General features: G+C 70.9%; 17 protein-coding genes and 1 riboswitch. Of the genes, 8 read left to right on the forward strand and 9 right to left on the reverse strand.

The genetic code is table 11. The features are described from left to right. Positions 1 to 97: 97 nt before the first annotated feature. The gene (locus DLJ59_RS33765) at positions 98 to 691 is read right to left on the reverse strand and encodes an ECF transporter S component (RefSeq protein ID WP_124778169.1); all 594 of its coding nucleotides are present in this window, start codon (positions 689 to 691) and stop codon (positions 98 to 100) included. A gap of 75 nt (positions 692 to 766) precedes the next feature. Beyond that, positions 767 to 871: riboswitch (TPP riboswitch) on the reverse strand. 107 nt (positions 872 to 978) lie between these two features. On the opposite strand from DLJ59_RS33765, the gene DLJ59_RS33770 reads away from it, so the two are divergent. The 4 genes from DLJ59_RS33770 (at position 979) to DLJ59_RS33785 (ending at position 5,407) form a co-directional block, all read left to right on the forward strand. Continuing rightward, a complete protein-coding gene (locus DLJ59_RS33770; protein WP_124778170.1) occupies positions 979 to 1,809 on the forward strand; it encodes an alpha/beta fold hydrolase in 831 nt (276 codons plus the stop codon). 114 nt (positions 1,810 to 1,923) lie between these two features. Next, entirely contained in the window at positions 1,924 to 2,673 is a 750-nt protein-coding gene (locus tag DLJ59_RS33775) for a sugar isomerase domain-containing protein (RefSeq protein WP_124778171.1), read from the forward strand. 119 nt (positions 2,674 to 2,792) lie between these two features. After that, on the forward strand, positions 2,793 to 3,296 hold the full coding sequence (locus DLJ59_RS33780; protein ID WP_124778172.1) for a DUF6328 family protein: 504 nt from the start codon (positions 2,793 to 2,795) through the stop codon (positions 3,294 to 3,296). 104 nt (positions 3,297 to 3,400) lie between these two features. Beyond that, the gene (locus DLJ59_RS33785) at positions 3,401 to 5,407 is read left to right on the forward strand and encodes an acyl-CoA dehydrogenase family protein (RefSeq protein ID WP_124778173.1); all 2,007 of its coding nucleotides are present in this window, start codon (positions 3,401 to 3,403) and stop codon (positions 5,405 to 5,407) included. 70 nt (positions 5,408 to 5,477) lie between these two features. Here the strand turns inward: DLJ59_RS33785 and DLJ59_RS36755 are convergent, their stop codons facing one another. The 8 genes from DLJ59_RS36755 to DLJ59_RS33820 all read right to left on the reverse strand — a co-directional run bounded on the left by DLJ59_RS36755 (position 5,478) and on the right by DLJ59_RS33820 (position 10,093). After that, a complete protein-coding gene (locus tag DLJ59_RS36755; protein WP_167493924.1) occupies positions 5,478 to 5,645 on the reverse strand; it encodes a hypothetical protein in 168 nt (55 codons plus the stop codon). 141 nt (positions 5,646 to 5,786) lie between these two features. Continuing rightward, positions 5,787 to 6,395: a hypothetical protein gene (locus tag DLJ59_RS33790; protein ID WP_124778174.1), complete on the reverse strand. Its 609-nt coding sequence runs from the start codon at positions 6,393 to 6,395 to the stop codon at positions 5,787 to 5,789. A gap of 76 nt (positions 6,396 to 6,471) precedes the next feature. Further along, positions 6,472 to 6,870, reverse strand: a complete 399-nt coding sequence (locus DLJ59_RS33795; RefSeq protein ID WP_124778175.1) for a Fur family transcriptional regulator — start codon at positions 6,868 to 6,870, stop codon at positions 6,472 to 6,474. Continuing rightward, entirely contained in the window at positions 6,867 to 7,166 is a 300-nt protein-coding gene (locus DLJ59_RS33800; protein WP_030338189.1) for an ArsR/SmtB family transcription factor, read from the reverse strand. Before DLJ59_RS33800 ends, DLJ59_RS33795 begins: the two co-directional genes overlap by 4 nt. A gap of 42 nt (positions 7,167 to 7,208) precedes the next feature. Continuing rightward, positions 7,209 to 8,075, reverse strand: a complete 867-nt coding sequence (locus DLJ59_RS33805) for a metal ABC transporter permease (RefSeq protein ID WP_124778176.1) — start codon at positions 8,073 to 8,075, stop codon at positions 7,209 to 7,211. Positions 8,076 to 8,078: 3 nt separating this feature from the next. Next, positions 8,079 to 8,840 (reverse strand): metal ABC transporter ATP-binding protein, encoded by a 762-nt coding sequence (locus DLJ59_RS33810; protein ID WP_124778177.1) that lies wholly within the window; start codon positions 8,838 to 8,840, stop codon positions 8,079 to 8,081. Then, complete coding sequence (locus DLJ59_RS33815; protein WP_124778178.1) at positions 8,837 to 9,781, reverse strand: metal ABC transporter substrate-binding protein; 945 nt, start codon at positions 9,779 to 9,781, stop codon at positions 8,837 to 8,839. Before DLJ59_RS33815 ends, DLJ59_RS33810 begins: the two co-directional genes overlap by 4 nt. A gap of 54 nt (positions 9,782 to 9,835) precedes the next feature. Then, entirely contained in the window at positions 9,836 to 10,093 is a 258-nt protein-coding gene (locus DLJ59_RS33820; RefSeq protein WP_124778179.1) for a hypothetical protein, read from the reverse strand. 29 nt (positions 10,094 to 10,122) lie between these two features. Here DLJ59_RS33820 and DLJ59_RS33825 point away from each other — a divergent pair, with 29 nt between their 5' ends. The 4 genes from DLJ59_RS33825 to dusB all read left to right on the forward strand — a co-directional run bounded on the left by DLJ59_RS33825 (position 10,123) and on the right by dusB (position 13,701). Next, positions 10,123 to 10,464 carry an antibiotic biosynthesis monooxygenase family protein gene (locus DLJ59_RS33825; protein ID WP_124778180.1) on the forward strand — a complete coding sequence of 114 codons (342 nt, stop codon included), beginning with the start codon at positions 10,123 to 10,125 and terminating at the stop codon, positions 10,462 to 10,464. Between the two features lie 24 nt (positions 10,465 to 10,488). After that, positions 10,489 to 10,968 carry a hypothetical protein gene (locus DLJ59_RS33830; protein ID WP_124778181.1) on the forward strand — a complete coding sequence of 160 codons (480 nt, stop codon included), beginning with the start codon at positions 10,489 to 10,491 and terminating at the stop codon, positions 10,966 to 10,968. A gap of 116 nt (positions 10,969 to 11,084) precedes the next feature. Further along, positions 11,085 to 12,464 (forward strand): glycine--tRNA ligase, encoded by a 1,380-nt coding sequence (locus tag DLJ59_RS33835; protein ID WP_124778182.1) that lies wholly within the window; start codon positions 11,085 to 11,087, stop codon positions 12,462 to 12,464. 64 nt (positions 12,465 to 12,528) lie between these two features. Next, entirely contained in the window at positions 12,529 to 13,701 is a 1,173-nt protein-coding gene (gene dusB, locus DLJ59_RS33840) for a tRNA dihydrouridine synthase DusB (protein ID WP_124778183.1), read from the forward strand. Positions 13,702 to 14,132 lie beyond the last annotated feature (431 nt).

Below are 14,132 nucleotides of genomic sequence, written 5' to 3' on the forward strand. Positions count from 1 at the left end.
CCTCCACCCCCTGCTGACCTCGTTGATCAAGAGGTTTGCGTCAACGGAAGCCGCTTTTCTGACGCAAACCTCTTGATCAACATTGTGGGGGTGGGGGTCAGATCAGGGCTCGGTTTCGGCCTACCGGGAAGCGGTCGAGGACGCCCGTGTTGGCCAGGGCCTGCGTCAGCAGCCAGCCGCCGACACCGGCGAGCACGGTGGCGCTGACGATGGTGAGCAGCGCGTACGGGATGCGGTAGTCGGTCAGCGCGTAGTCGACGTTCCAGACGAAGAAGTCGAACAGCGCGGCGCTGAGGCCGGTCAGCGCGCCGGCGAAAACGGCGGTCGGCAGCCGGAACGACCGGTACCGGAAGGCGGCGAAGGCCAGCTCGGCGCCGATGCCCTGCACGATGCCCTGCGGGATCACCGTGCCGGCCCACTGGCTGCCCAACAGCGCGGACAGGACCGCGGCCACGGTCTCGCAGTAGAGCGCGGCGCCGGGCTTGCGGATGACCAGCCCACCGATCACCGCCGGCATCAGCCAGACGCCGTAGAGCAGCGTCTGCGCCGGCGGGAAGAAGGCGAACGCGCCCTCGGTGGCGCTCCAGACCAGGCCCCAGGCCCAGAAGATGACGCCGAAGGCGACCGCGATCACCGAGGCGACCACGATGTCGATGGTGCGCCAACGGTTGGTGTCGCTGGTGGATTTCATGGTTTGCTCCCAGTTCAAGTGAAGAGAACCAGGAGAAGACGCACGCCGCGTCCGGTGGCACCGGACTGCGGCGCGGCTGGAGGTCGACCGAACTCCCTGCGCTGGCATTACCCAGATCAGGTTCGAGGGTCTGCGGGCGTGCCCGCACTCTCAGCGCTGTGCGCTCCCCTGTCGGATATGAAGTTGTCTCGCTGACGCTAACACCGACCGGGGTCGCGGGCCCAGCAGGGCATCCGCCTGACCTGCGGGAGCGGCCGGTCCACCGACTTCTGGGTACGCTTCCGATCATGCGGGTTGACGCGCGAGGCTTCACGTTCGAGGTGACCGTCGACGGTCCACCGGACGGCGTACCCGTCCTGCTGCTGCACGGTTTCCCTCAGCACAGTGGTGAGTGGGACGACGTGGTGCCGAGGCTGCACGCGGGTGGGCTGCGCACGTACGCGCTGGACCAGCGCGGCTACTCGCCCGGTGCCCGGCCCACGGCGGTGGCCGAATACCGGATCCCCGAACTCGTCACCGATGTGGTGGCGGTGCTCGACGCGCTCGGGCTGGACACCGTTCACCTGGTTGGCCACGACTGGGGCGCGGTCGTGGCCTGGGCGGTTGCCGCCCGGCACCCCGACCGGGTCCACACGCTGACCGCGGTGTCCGTGCCGCATCCGGCGGCCATGGCGCACGCCCTGGCCACCGACGGCAAGCAGAAGGCCCGCTCGTCGTACATCGCGTTGTTCCGCAAGCCGGACAAGGCGGAGAAGGTGCTGCTGGCGTGGCACGCCGCCGCGCTGCGCAAGCTGCTCGGCGGGGTGGGCGACGCGTCCCGGGTGAGCCGGTACGCCGACCCGATGCGCGAACCGGGGGCGCTCACGGCCGCGCTGAACTGGTACCGGGCGATGTCCCGCGCCGACCTGGCCGGTGTCGACCCGGTCGCGGTGCCCACCACGTACGTCTGGAGTGACCGGGACGTCGCCATCGGCCGGACCGCCGCCGAGGCGTGCGCGGCGAACGTCACCGGGGAGTACCGCTTCGTGCAGTTGCCGGGAGTGAGTCACTGGATCCCGGACGCGGCGCCGGCCCCACTCGCCGAGGCGATCCTGGCCCGAGTCGGCGGAGTGGCCTGAGCCGTGCGGGTCGACCAGGGAAAGCCGTCGTGACGACGGAGGCCAACGGACCCGGCAGCCGTCGCTCGACTTCGCGGTGCGCTGGCTGGCCCGCAATCGAACAACGGAGGACGTATGACGGTGAGTGCCGAGGACTACCTGACCGTGGTGACCGAGACGATCGGTCGGGTGGCCGCCAGTCAGCGGGAGGCGGTGGGGCGCGCCGCCGATCTGATCGCCGAGGCTGTCCGAGCCGACGGTGTGGTGCACGCGTTCGGCACCGGGCACTCGGAGGCCCTCGCGATGGAGATCGCCGGACGGGCGGGTGGTCTGGTGCCGACGAACCGGATCGCGTTACGCGACCTGGTGCTGCTCGGCGGTGAACCCGCCGAACGGCTCGGCCCGCTGCTGGAACGGGACCCGGCCGTCGCGCACCGCCTCTACGAACTGGCCCCGGTGCGCCCCACCGACGTCTTCGTGCTCGCCTCGAACTCCGGGGTCAACGGCGCGATGGTGGAGTTCGCCACGCTGGTCAAGGAGCGCGGTCACGGGCTGGTGGCGATCACCTCGACGCAGCACTCCGGCCGGATGACCTCCCGGCATCCGTCCGGCCGCAAGTTGGGCGATCTCGCCGACGTGGTGCTCGACAACGGTGCGCCGTATGGCGATGCGACACTGCCGCTGCCCGGCGGTGGCGCGGTCGGGGCGGTCTCCTCGATCACCGCGGCGCTGCTGGCGCAGCAGGTGACCGTCGAGGTGGTGGCGCGGTTGCTGGCGGCGGGGGAGCGGCCCCCGGTCTACCTGTCGGCGAACATCCCGGATGGTGACGCGCACAACAATGAGCTGGAAGCGCGGTACGCGGGCCGCATCCGACGCGGGTCCTGACGCCGTCACACGATGAACGGCAGATGTCGTGAACCTGTTTCGCGCTCGGCCGGGTGGGGCATTGGCGTTGCTGCCGGCGGCTGGGACCGCCGGCAGTAGCGTCTCACCGGAGGTAGCGCGTGTCCAAGGAGACCGATAAGCAGCGCTGGCAGCGCAACTTCGCCGACCTGCTGCAGGAGTTGCGGGTCGCCCAGACCGGCGTGCAGATCCTCTTCGCTTTCCTGCTCACCCTGCCGTTCAGTAACGGGTTCACCGAGACCACGGAGTTCCAGCGCGACGTCTACATCGTGGCGTTGCTCGCGGCGGCCGCCGCCACCGCGCTGATCATCTCGCCGGTGGCGTTCCACCGGGCGCTGTTCCGGCAGGGGCGCAAACCGGAGCTGGTCCGCTTCGCGCACCGGATGGCCACCGGCGGCCTCGCCTTCATGCTGATCGCCATGGTCAGCGCGGTGCTGCTGATCACCGACTTCGTGCTGGACCGGCCGATCGCCTTCGTGCTCAGTGCCCTGGCCGGAATCTGGTTCCTCACGTTCTGGGTGGCCCTGCCGTTCGCCCGACGCAACTGGGGTGAGGACGACATCGACGACGATGACGACGACCCGGACACCACCATCGGTCGCTGACCACCGCTGATCTTCACGCAGCGCTACCCCTGGGTAACAACCGGGGGTAGCGTGGCGGTAGTCGCGCACGTCGAACAGCCGCACCGAGCTTCGAGGGGGCAGCCGTGACCACGACGCAGGATGGCCGATCGGCACCGGACGGCCCCGACTCCGACCCCGTACCGAACGCCGGTGGCGTGGCCGCGCCCTTGCCGGCGGAGGCCGGGCAGGTCTCCGAGAAGGAGGCCCGACAGGTCGCCGAGGCCGCTCGCGAGTCCACCTGGGACCGACCCAGCTTCGGCAAGGAGCTGTTCCTCGGCCGGTTCCGGCTCGACCTGATCGACCCGTGGCCCCGATCCGATCCGGACGACGTGGCTCGGGCGGAGGAGTTCCTTGGTCGGTTCCGCGCCTTCCTGGCTTCCGAGGTGGATGGTGCGGCCATCGAGCGGGACGGGTCCATACCCGACTCGGTCTTCCACGGCTTGGCCGACCTCGGCGCGTTCGGCATGAAGATCGACCGGAAGTACGGCGGGATCGGGCTGAGCAACCTGCACTACTGCCGGGCGCTCATGTTGGCCGGTTCGGTCAGCCCGGCAATCGGCGCACTGCTCTCGGCGCACCAGTCGATCGGTGTGCCACAGCCACTGAAGATGTTCGGCACCGCCGAGCAGAAGCAACGCTTCCTGCCCCGGCTCGCGGCCGGTGAGGTGTCGGCGTTCCTCCTCACCGAGCCCGACGTCGGCTCCGACCCGGCGCGGTTGGCCACCATCGCCGAGCCGACCGAGGACGGCACAGGTTACCGGCTCAACGGGGTGAAGCTCTGGGCCACCAACGGCATCGTGGCCACCCTGCTGGTGGTGATGGCCCGGGTGCCGGCCGCGGCGGGCCGTCGGGGCGGGATCACCGCCTTCGTGGTGGAGGGCGACAGCCCGGGTATCACTGTCGAGCGGCGTAACGAGTTCATCGGCCTGCGCGGCCTGGAGAACAGCCTGACCCGCTTCCACGACGTTTTCGTGCCCGCCGAGAACGTCATCGGCGGCGAGGGCAAGGGGCTGAAGATCGCGCTGACCACGTTGAACACCGGTCGGCTCTCGTTGCCGGCCATGTGCGTGGGCGCCGGCAAGTGGGCCTTGAACGTGGCCCGGGGGTGGGCCGCCGACCGGGTCCAGTGGGGCCGGCCGGTGGGCGAGCACGAGGCGGTCGCGCAGAAGCTCTCCTTCATCGCCGCCACCACGTACGGCATGGAGACCATGCTCGACCTCTGCTGCCTGCTCGCCGACGACGACCGCAACGACATCCGGATCGAAGCGGCGCTGGTCAAGCTGTACGCCAGCGAGATGGCCTGGAAGATCGCCGACGAGCTGATCCAGATCCGGGGTGGGCGCGGCTACGAGACGGCCGACTCGTTGGCCGCCCGCGGCGAACGCCCGGCCGCCGTCGAGCAGATGCTGCGCGACCTGCGGATCAACCGGATCTTCGAAGGCTCGACCGAGATCATGCACCTGCTGATCGCGCGGGAGGCGGTCGACGCCCACCTGTCGGTGGCCGGCGACATCATCGACCCGGACGCGGGGCTGGGCCGCAAGGCCCGAGCCGGCGCGCGGGCGGGCGCCTTCTACGCGAAGTGGCTACCCACCCTCGCCGTGGGCCGGGGGCAGAGCCCTTCGGCGTACGCCGAGTTCGCCCCGCTCGCCGCGCACCTGCGCCAGGTGGAGCGTTCGTCACGCAAGCTGGCCCGGTCGACGTTCTACGCGATGTCCCGTTGGCAGGGAAAGATGGAGCGTAAGCAGGCGTTCCTCGGCCGGGTGGTGGACATCGGCGCCGAGTTGTTCGCGATGTCCGCGGTCTGCGTCCGGGCCACCGCCGAACGGGACAGCCGCCCGGAGAACGTCGAGCTGGCCGACCTGTTCTGCCGGCAGGCACGGGTGCGGGTGGACGCCCTGTTCGCCGCGCTCTGGGACAACACCGACTCCGTCGACACCGCCGCCGCGAAGCGCATCCTCGCCGGCCGTTACGCGGGCTTGGAGGAGGGCGTGCTCACCCCGTCCGAGGAGCTGCCCTGGGTGGCCCGCTGGTCGCCCGGCCCGTCCACCGCCGAGGACGTCCGCCGCCGCATCCCCCCGAAGCCGTAAGCCGCGCCACGCCGGCTGGCCGCCGTGCGGGCCGGCGGTGCGGGCTGGCGGCGTTGGTCAGCGGCGTTGGTCAGCGGGAGACGGCCCAGGCCAGCACGCCCGCCAGGATCAGACCGTTGAACCCGGCCAGGGCCAGGTACGCCGCAGGCGGGATCTTCCTGCCCCGGCGTACGAAGGAGACCAGGACGGCGGCGTAGCCGAGCAGCAGGACGGCGATGACGACGAGGAAGTAGAACACCCGACGACCTTAACGACCCCCGCGTCGGGCTGGACCTGCGCCTGGCCCAACGGCTGTTCCTCGCTGCCCGGATCGGGCGCGGTCGGTGGCCTCGGTGCCGTTTCGGTCCTACGGGCGTCACGCAGACGCCGGCGAACGACCTCAGCGGCCCCGGCCGCGTAGGCCGAGTTGGCGCAGCTCCAAGGCGGCCAGGGCGTCGACGGTCGCGTCGTCGCCGCGCCGCCACGCCTCGGCCACGTCCGGGCCGATCCGGGTCAGCTGGCCCAGCGGCTGCGTGGCCAGCGCGCGCAGGGCGAGCAGGTCCCGACCGGCCGGCCCGACGGCCAGCTTCGCCGCTGATCCGGCCCGGCGCATCCAACGGACCCGCAGCGGCAGCCACCCGAACAGCACGATGCCGAGCGGGAAGATCAGCACTGCGACGGTGAGGGCGAGGGCCAACTGGTCGACCAGGTGCTGCTGGTCCCGGCCGGCGTCGGCGAGCCCTCGGGCGGCGTCGGCGGCCTGCCGGAAAGGCGCGGTCAGCTCGTCACCGACCAGCGGAATCCGGCGGACCTTGCCGCCGGCGTCGGCCAGGTTGTCGGCGAGGCCACTCCCGGCGCCCTCCAGCTTCTGCCCCGGTACGGCGAGCTTCTCCACCAGGTCGTGCAGCCACAGCGCGCCGCGGATCGCCGCGTACACCCAGGCGACGACGAGCAGGTCGGTGAGCAACTGACGGGCGGCGGTCGGAAACCGATCGGCATAGATTTTCACGCCGGCCAGCGTGCCACGAACGCCCCGCCCGGTGTAGCCGTGAAGTGAGCCCGGAACGCGACCACGGCGCTGCTGGTCAGCGGAGGCAGGTCGGGCAGGTGCCGAAGATCTCCAGGGTGTGGCTGACGTCGGCGTAGCCGTGCTGCGCGGCGACCCGGTCGGCCCAGCTCTCCACGGCCGGGCCGGCAACCTCGACGGTACGACCGCAGACCCGGCAGACCAGGTGGTGGTGGTGCCCCTCGCTGCACCGGCGGTAGAGGTGCTCGCCGCCCGGGGGACGCATCACGTCGATCTCACCGGCGTCGGCGAGCCCCTGGAGGGTGCGGTAGACGGTGGTCAGGCCGACCCGCTCACCGCGCTGCCGCAGCATCGCGTGCAGGTCCTGCGCGCTGTGGAAGCCCTCCATCTCGCCCAGCAGCGCGCTCACCGCCGAACGCTGCCGGGTGTTGCGCACCGCGGCGCCGCTCTCGCTCATGATCCCTCCCCGGCGTGGCTGACCGCGTCCGCCACGATGTGCGCGACGTGCTCGTCGACCAGGCTGTAGGCGATTTCCCGGCCCCGGCGGGAGCCGCGCACCACGCCCGCTCCGCGCAACACGCGCAGGTGCTGGGAGACCAGCGGTTGCGCTGCCCCGAGCTTCTCCACCAACTCGTGCACGCACCGCTCGCCGCCGGCCAGCTCACTGACGATGGCCAGCCGGATGGGCGCGGACAGGGCGCGGAGCAACTCGCTGGCCCCGTCGAATCCGTCGTAGCCCGTCGCGCTGGTCATCCTGCAACGGTAACCAATGCCACCGACCTCCACCGACCAGGCTCAGCTCAGCACGACCTCGTGCGGTTCCGGTGTCGGGGCGGCGGTCGGCGTCGCCCGGCGACGCAGCACCCGCCAGACAGCGCTCGCCACGGCCACCACCAGGAACGATGCGATCGCCACCAGCACCACCGAGGCGCCCGGCGCGGTGTCCGCCGTGGCCGCCACCCAGACACCCGAGCCGGCGGCGAAGAGCCCGAGCGCCATCGCGGCGGCCATCGTGCTGCGGAAGCCCCGGGTGACCTGCTGGGCGGTGGCGACCGGCACCACCATCAACGCGCTGATCAGCAGCACTCCGACGGCCCGCATGGCGATGGTCACGGTGACCGCGGTGGCGACCGCGATCAGCAGGTTCAGCGTCCGGACCGGGAGACCGGAAACCCGGGCGTACTCCTCGTCGTGACTGACCGCGAAGAGCGCCGGCCGCAACGCGATCATCGTGACCAGGATCGCCGCGCCGAGCACCGCGATGGTGGTCAGGTCGGCGGGCGAGATGGTGGTCAACGACCCGAACAGGTAGGCGTTGAGGTTCGCGCTGGTCGCGTCGGAGAGACCAACCAGGAGTACGCCGCCAGCGATGCCGCCGTAGAAGAGCAGGGCCAGGGCCAGGTCACCGGAGGTACGCCCGCGGGCGCGGACGATCTCGATGGCGATCGCACCGATGGTGGCGGCGATCACCGCGACCAGCACCGGTGAGCGGTTGAGCAGCAGGCCCGCCCCGACGCCGGTCAGCGCCACGTGCCCCACACCGTCGCCGATCAACGCCAGCCGGCGCTGCACCAGGTAGATGCCGAGTGCCGGCGCGGCCAAGCCGATCACCAGCGCACCGATCAGGGCGCGCTGCATGTAGGGGTACTGGAAGAGTTCCATGGGTCAGTTGCTCCACAGCCCGGCGGGCTCGTCGTAGCAGTGCGGGTGCACGTGGTCGTGGTCGGGCTCCGCGTGGTGGCCGGCCGGGTCCGGCACCGCGCCGTCGTGAGCGATGCGACCCTCGTGGACGACGACGGCCCGGCTGATCACCGGGCGCAGCGGGCCCAACTCGTGGGCGACGAGCAGCACCGTTCCGCCGTGGGTGACGAAGTCGCGCAGCGCGTCGGCGAACGCCTCCTGGCTGGCCGCGTCCACCCCGGCGGTGGGCTCGTCGAGAACCAGCAGCTCCGGCCGACCGGCCAGGGCGCGGGCGATCAGGGTGCGCTGCTGCTGGCCGCCGGAGAGCGTGGAGACCGGGTCGCCGGCCCGGTCGGCGAGCCCGACCGCGCGCAGGGCCTCGTCGACGGCGGACCGGTCGGAACGGCCTGGCGGGCGGAGGATCCCCCGGCGGGCCAGCCGGCCGGAGGCCACCACCTCGCGGACGGTGGCCGGCACGCCGCCGCCGGCGCCCAGGCGCTGCGGGACGTACCCGATGCGCGCCCACTGCCGGAATCGGCGCAACGGCCGGTCGAAGAGCGTGACCGAGCCGGCGCTGATCGGCACCAGCCCGAGCACCGCGCGGATCAGGGTGGACTTGCCGGAGCCGTTGGCGCCGAGAATCGCGACCACCTCGCCGGCGTTCACGGTGAGCGAGATGTCCCGGAGCACGGGGCGGCCGTCGTAGCCGACCACCCCGTGCTCGACGGTGATGACAGGTGAGGTCACGAGCAGCTCAAGGCCGTCTGCAGGGTCCGTAGGTTGGTGCGCATCACCGAAAGGTAGTCCCCGTCGCTGCCGGCGGCGAGCCCTTCGATCGGGTCGAGCACGGCGGTCTTCGCGCCGACCTGACCCGCGATGGTCTCGGCCACCTTCGGGCTGACCAGGGTCTCGAAGAAGATCGTGGTGGCCTGGTGCTCCTTCGCCTCCTCGATCACGTGCGCGAGGCGCTGCGGCGAGGGCTCGACGTCGGGGCTGAGCCCGGTGATGCCGACCTGGTCGAGCTGGTAGCGGTCGGCGAGGTAGCCGAACGCGGCGTGGCTGGTGACGATCTCCCGCCGCTGGCAGGTCGCCAGACCGTGCTTGAACTCACCGTCCAGGGTCGTCAGGTCGGCGCGCAGGGCTGCCGCCCGGGCGGTGTAGTCGGCGGCGTGGTCCGGGTCGGCCTTGCCGAGCCGCTGGGCGAGTTGGTCGCCGATCCCGGCCAGCCGGGTCGGGTCGAGCCAGACGTGCGGGTCCTTGCCGCCGCTCTCCTCGGCGTGCCCTTCCTTGCCCTCGTGGTCGTGCCCGCCGGCGGACGCGTCCAGCAGCGGCTGCACGCTGGTCACGTCGAACGCCCGGTCGCCGCCGTTCTGGGCCACGGCGTCGTCCACCGCAGGCTGGAACCCCTTGAGGTAGACGATCAGCTCCGCGTCGCTGACCTCACCGACCTGGCTCGGGTTGAGTTCCAGGTCGTGCGGCTCGGCACCGGGCTTGGCCAGGTTGGTCACCCGGACCGCGTCGCCGCCGATCCGCTCGGCGAGGAACTGGAGGGGGTAGAACGCGGCCACCACGTCGACTCGCTGGGGGTCGGCGCCGGCGGCACCATCGGTGGAGCAGCCGGCCCCGGCGCTCAGGGTGAGGAGGGCGGTTGCGGCGGCCAGGACACGGTACGTGGTGCGGTTGCTCATGTCGTCAACTGTCCGTGGCAACGATAATGATTGTCAAAAACGCATGATTGCATGTCAGAGGAGCTTCGCGAGGCCCACCGTCACCAGCAGGGTCAGCATCATCAGTCGGATCAGCCGGGTCTGTGGCGCCTGAACCGCCCAGGTCGTCGCCAACAGGGCGATCAGGACCCCGGCGAGCGCGAGCGTCAGCAGCCCGCCGATCACCCCCGGGGTGAAGAACGCCACCAGCACCACCACCAGGGTGAGCAGGAACACCGACGTCGGGTTCGCCCCGGCCAACCGGGCGAGCAGAGGGCGCTGCGTACGCTGCATCCCACAGACTCTACGAGGAGGAACCCCCGGTGCTGGTGACCAACCGGTTCGTGGTCGACGTCGATACCGCCGACGACTTCACCGAACGGGCGCACGCCGCCCTCACCGCGCTGGCCGCCCGGCCCGGCTACCTGCGCGGCCAACTCGTCCGCGCGCTGGACGACCCCCGGCACTGGTCACTGGTCACCGAATGGGAGTCGGTCGGCACGTACCGGCGGGCACTCGGCGCCTTCGAGGTGAAGGTCAGCGCCGTGCCGCTGCTCGCCGAGTCCGTCGACGAACCCTCCGCCTACGAGGCGCTGGCCACCGCCGCGCCCGGTGGGGCCGTAGTCGTCGCCGAGAGTGATCGGGCTGCGGGTCCTTACCGCTGAGCCGGCGGACACTACGCTGCTCCTATGACCGCACCCGCCCCGCCACCCGGTCCCGGGGTGGCTCCGCCGTTCGCCGCGCCCCCCACCGAGGGCCGCCGGACCCGGCTCTGGATCGGCCTCGGCGTCGGCGCGCTCGCCGTGGTGCTCTGCTGCGGCGGCGGTGGCACGGCCGTCGTCGGCCTGGCCGTCAGCGGAGTCCAGGCGATCCGGGAACAGGCCCGCACCGTAACCGGCGACTACTACCAGGCGCTGGTCGAACGGAACTACGGGCGGGCGTACGACCAGCTCTGCGACGACGCGCAGCGGCGGGAGTCCCGGCCGGAGTTCGAGCGGCGCGCCGCTGCCGAACCACAGGTGACCGCGTTCCGGGTGGGTGAGGTGGACACCACCTACCTGACCGTTCCGGTCGACGTGAGCCTCGCCGGCGGCGACCGGGAGCGGCAACAGGTCAGCCTCGGCCAGGACGGGCAGACCGGCGGCGTGGAGGTCTGCGAGGTCAACTGACCCGCCCCCCGGTATTCTGCTGGGCTCGGGGGGTTGGTCGTCGTACCGTTGTCCCCGAACCGACCGTTCCATCCACATCTCGCCCCCGCCGACCGCCAGCCGGCGTAGGAGGAAACATGCCAGCCGACCGTATCGACGCCGTCGTCAGCCTCGCCAAGCGCCGAGGCTTCGTCTTCCCCTCCAGTGAGATCTACGGAGGCACCCGATCGGCGTGGGACTACGGCCCGCTCGGCGTGGAGCTCAAGGAGAACGTCCGCCGGCAGTGGTGGAAGACCATGGTCCAGCAGCGCGACGACGTCGTCGGCCTGGACTCCGCGGTGATCCTGGCCCGGAAGGTGTGGGAGGCGTCCGGTCACATCGCCGAGTTCGTCGACCCGCTCACCGAGTGCCAGTTCTGTCACAAGCGGTTCCGGGCTGACCACCTCGAAGAGGCGTACGCCGAGAAGCACGGCAAGCCGCTGACCTCGCTCCAGGAGCTCAACTGCCCCAACTGCGGCAACAAGGGCACCTTCACCGAGCCGAAGATGTTCAACGGCCTGATGAAGACCTACCTGGGCCCGGTGGAGAGCGACGAAGGGCTGCACTACCTGCGCCCGGAGACCGCGCAGGGCATCTTCGTCAACTACAAGAACGTCGAGACGGTCGCCCGTAAGAAGCCGCCGTTCGGCATCGCGCAGACCGGTAAGTCGTTCCGCAACGAGATCACCCCCGGCAACTTCATCTTCCGGACCCGCGAGTTCGAGCAGATGGAGATGGAGTTCTTCGTCGAGCCGGGCACCGACGAGCAGTGGCACGAGTACTGGCTCCAGGAGCGCTGGAACTGGTACCTCGACCTCGGCCTCTCGGCGGACAATCTGCGCCTGTACGAGCACCCCAAGGAGAAGCTGTCGCACTACTCGAAGCGGACGGTGGACATTGAGTACCGCTTCCAGTTCGGTGGCACCGAGTTCGCCGAGCTGGAGGGTGTCGCCAATCGCACCGACTTCGACCTCTCCACGCACAGCAAGCACTCCGGCGTCGACCTGTCGTACTTCGACCAGAGCAAGAGTGAGCGCTGGATGCCGTACGTCATCGAGCCGGCGGCGGGTCTGACCCGCGCGGTGCTCGCCTTCCTGCTGGAGGCGTACGACGAGGACGAGGCGCCGAACACCAAGGGCGGCGTGGACAAGCGCACCGTGATGCGGTTCGACCCGCGGCTCGCCCCGGTGAAGGTGGCGGTGCTGCCGCTGTCCCGCAACGAGGCGCTGTCGCCCAAGGCCAAGGACCTCGCCGCGCTGCTGCGCAAGCGCTGGGTGGTGGAGTTCGACGACTCGCAGGCGATCGGCCGCCGCTACCGCCGGCAGGACGAGATCGGCACCCCGTTCTGCGTCACCGTCGACTTCGACACCTTGGACGACAACGCGGTGACGGTGCGCAACCGGGACACCATGGCCCAGGAGCGCGTCTCCCTGGACCAGGTCGAGCGCTACCTGATCGAGCGCCTCCCGGGCTGCTGAGACTCCGCACACGGGGCCTCGGCCGACGCGATGAGCGCCGGTCGGGGCCCCGTACACTTGTCCGGTGACTGCCTCGACCGTGCCGGCGCTGCGCCCGTTGACTCTCGGGCCGTACCAGGTGTGGCCGCCGGTCGTGCTCGCGCCGATGGCCGGGATCACCAACGTCGGGTTCCGTCGGCTCTGCCGGGAGCAGGGCGGCGGCATCTACGTCTGCGAGATGATCACCACCAGGGCGCTGGTCGAGCGCAACCCGAAGACGCTGCGCATGATCGCGTTCGGCGACGACGAGAAGCCCCGCAGCCTCCAGCTCTACGGCACCGACCCGGAGATCACCGCCGCCGCCGTGCGGATCGTCGTCGAACGCAACCTGGCCGATCACATCGACCTCAACTTCGGCTGCCCCGTACCCAAGGTCACCCGGCGGGGTGGGGGCGCGGCGCTGCCGTGGCGGCGCCGGCTCTTCGCGCGACTGGTGCGGTCCGCGGTGGCCGCCGCGGCACCGTCCGGGGTGCCGGTCACGGTCAAGATGCGCAAGGGCATCGACGACGACCACCTGACGTACGTCGAAGCCGGGCTCGCCGCCCAGGAGGCCGGCGTGGCCGCGGTGGCCCTGCACGGGCGGACGGCCTCACAGCGCTACTCGGGCACCGCCGACTGGGACGCGATCGCCACCCTGAAGCAGGCCCTCGACGTGCCGGTGCTCGGCAACGGTGACATCTGGGAGGCCGACGACGCGCTGCGCATGGTGGCCCACACCGGCGTCGACGGGGTGGTCATCGGGCGCGGCTGCCTGGGCCGACCGTGGCTCTTCGCCGACCTGGAGGCCGTCTTCAACGGTCGGTCGGAGCGGCGGCTACCCACCCTCGGCGAGGTGGCGGTGACCATGCGCCGGCACGCCGAGCTGCTGGTCGACCAGTTCACGGCCGGCGCGCGCAACCCGGCCCGCGGTGAACGGGACGGCTGCACCGACTTCCGCAAGCACGTCGCCTGGTACCTCAAGGGTTTCCCGGTCGGCGGCGAACTGCGCCGCTCGCTGGCGATGATCGAAAGCCTGGCCCAGCTCGACGACCTGCTCGGCAAGCTCGACCCGGCGGAGCCGTTCCCGGTGACCGCCCTCGGGCAGCCGCGCGGGCGCACCAACTCACCCGGCAAAGTCTTCCTGCCGGAGGGCTGGCTGGCCAGCCGAGACGACGACACGGTCCCCGAGGGCGCCGAGATGGACGACTCCGGCGGCTGAGCCCCTGGCCGTTCGGGTGGAGGCGCTCCGCGACAGTCCCTCCTGAACGCGGGCTCGAAGCAGAGTCCGTGCCGGCGCGCGACGGTGATCCCCGAGTCCTCGGGTGGTGGCGCCCGGCCCTTCGTCGACGTTCCGCGCAGAGGCTGGCAGATGAGTGTGACGCCCTATCGAGCTGATGTCGTAAACGAATCATCCGCTCGGCTGGGTCGGGCATGCCTTTGATCGGCGATGCGCCTGATTGTTCGTGCGCCTGATTGTTCGTGCGCCTGATTGGTCGTGCGCCTGATCGGTCATACCCCTGAACGGCGATGCCCTTGATCGGCGATGCCCCTGATTCGTCTACGACATCAGCTCCAAAGGACCCGTGACACAGTCCGTGGGGTCGCCCACCGTGGTCGGGTGGTTCGGTCCGGTGGGTGGCTCGCCGGCCG

The organism is Micromonospora inaquosa, from assembly GCF_003857055.1.
In the GTDB taxonomy this organism is placed as follows: domain Bacteria; phylum Actinomycetota; class Actinomycetes; order Mycobacteriales; family Micromonosporaceae; genus Micromonospora; species Micromonospora inaquosa.

Coding starts and splice junctions, on each gene's coding strand:
- DLJ59_RS33765 (WP_124778169.1), bottom strand. CDS start 691: ATGAAATCCACCAGCGACACCAACCGTTGGCGCACCATCGACATCGTG.
- DLJ59_RS33770 (WP_124778170.1), top strand. CDS start 979: ATGCGGGTTGACGCGCGAGGCTTCACGTTCGAGGTGACCGTCGACGGT.
- DLJ59_RS33775 (WP_124778171.1), top strand. CDS start 1,924: ATGACGGTGAGTGCCGAGGACTACCTGACCGTGGTGACCGAGACGATC.
- DLJ59_RS33795 (WP_124778175.1), bottom strand. CDS start 6,870: ATGAGCGAGAGCGGCGCCGCGGTGCGCAACACCCGGCAGCGTTCGGCG.
- DLJ59_RS33800 (WP_030338189.1), bottom strand. CDS start 7,166: ATGACCAGCGCGACGGGCTACGACGGATTCGACGGGGCCAGCGAGTTG.
- DLJ59_RS33805 (WP_124778176.1), bottom strand. CDS start 8,075: ATGGAACTCTTCCAGTACCCCTACATGCAGCGCGCCCTGATCGGTGCG.
- DLJ59_RS33815 (WP_124778178.1), bottom strand. CDS start 9,781: ATGAGCAACCGCACCACGTACCGTGTCCTGGCCGCCGCAACCGCCCTC.
- DLJ59_RS33820 (WP_124778179.1), bottom strand. CDS start 10,093: ATGCAGCGTACGCAGCGCCCTCTGCTCGCCCGGTTGGCCGGGGCGAAC.
- DLJ59_RS33830 (WP_124778181.1), top strand. CDS start 10,489: ATGACCGCACCCGCCCCGCCACCCGGTCCCGGGGTGGCTCCGCCGTTC.
- DLJ59_RS33835 (WP_124778182.1), top strand. CDS start 11,085: ATGCCAGCCGACCGTATCGACGCCGTCGTCAGCCTCGCCAAGCGCCGA.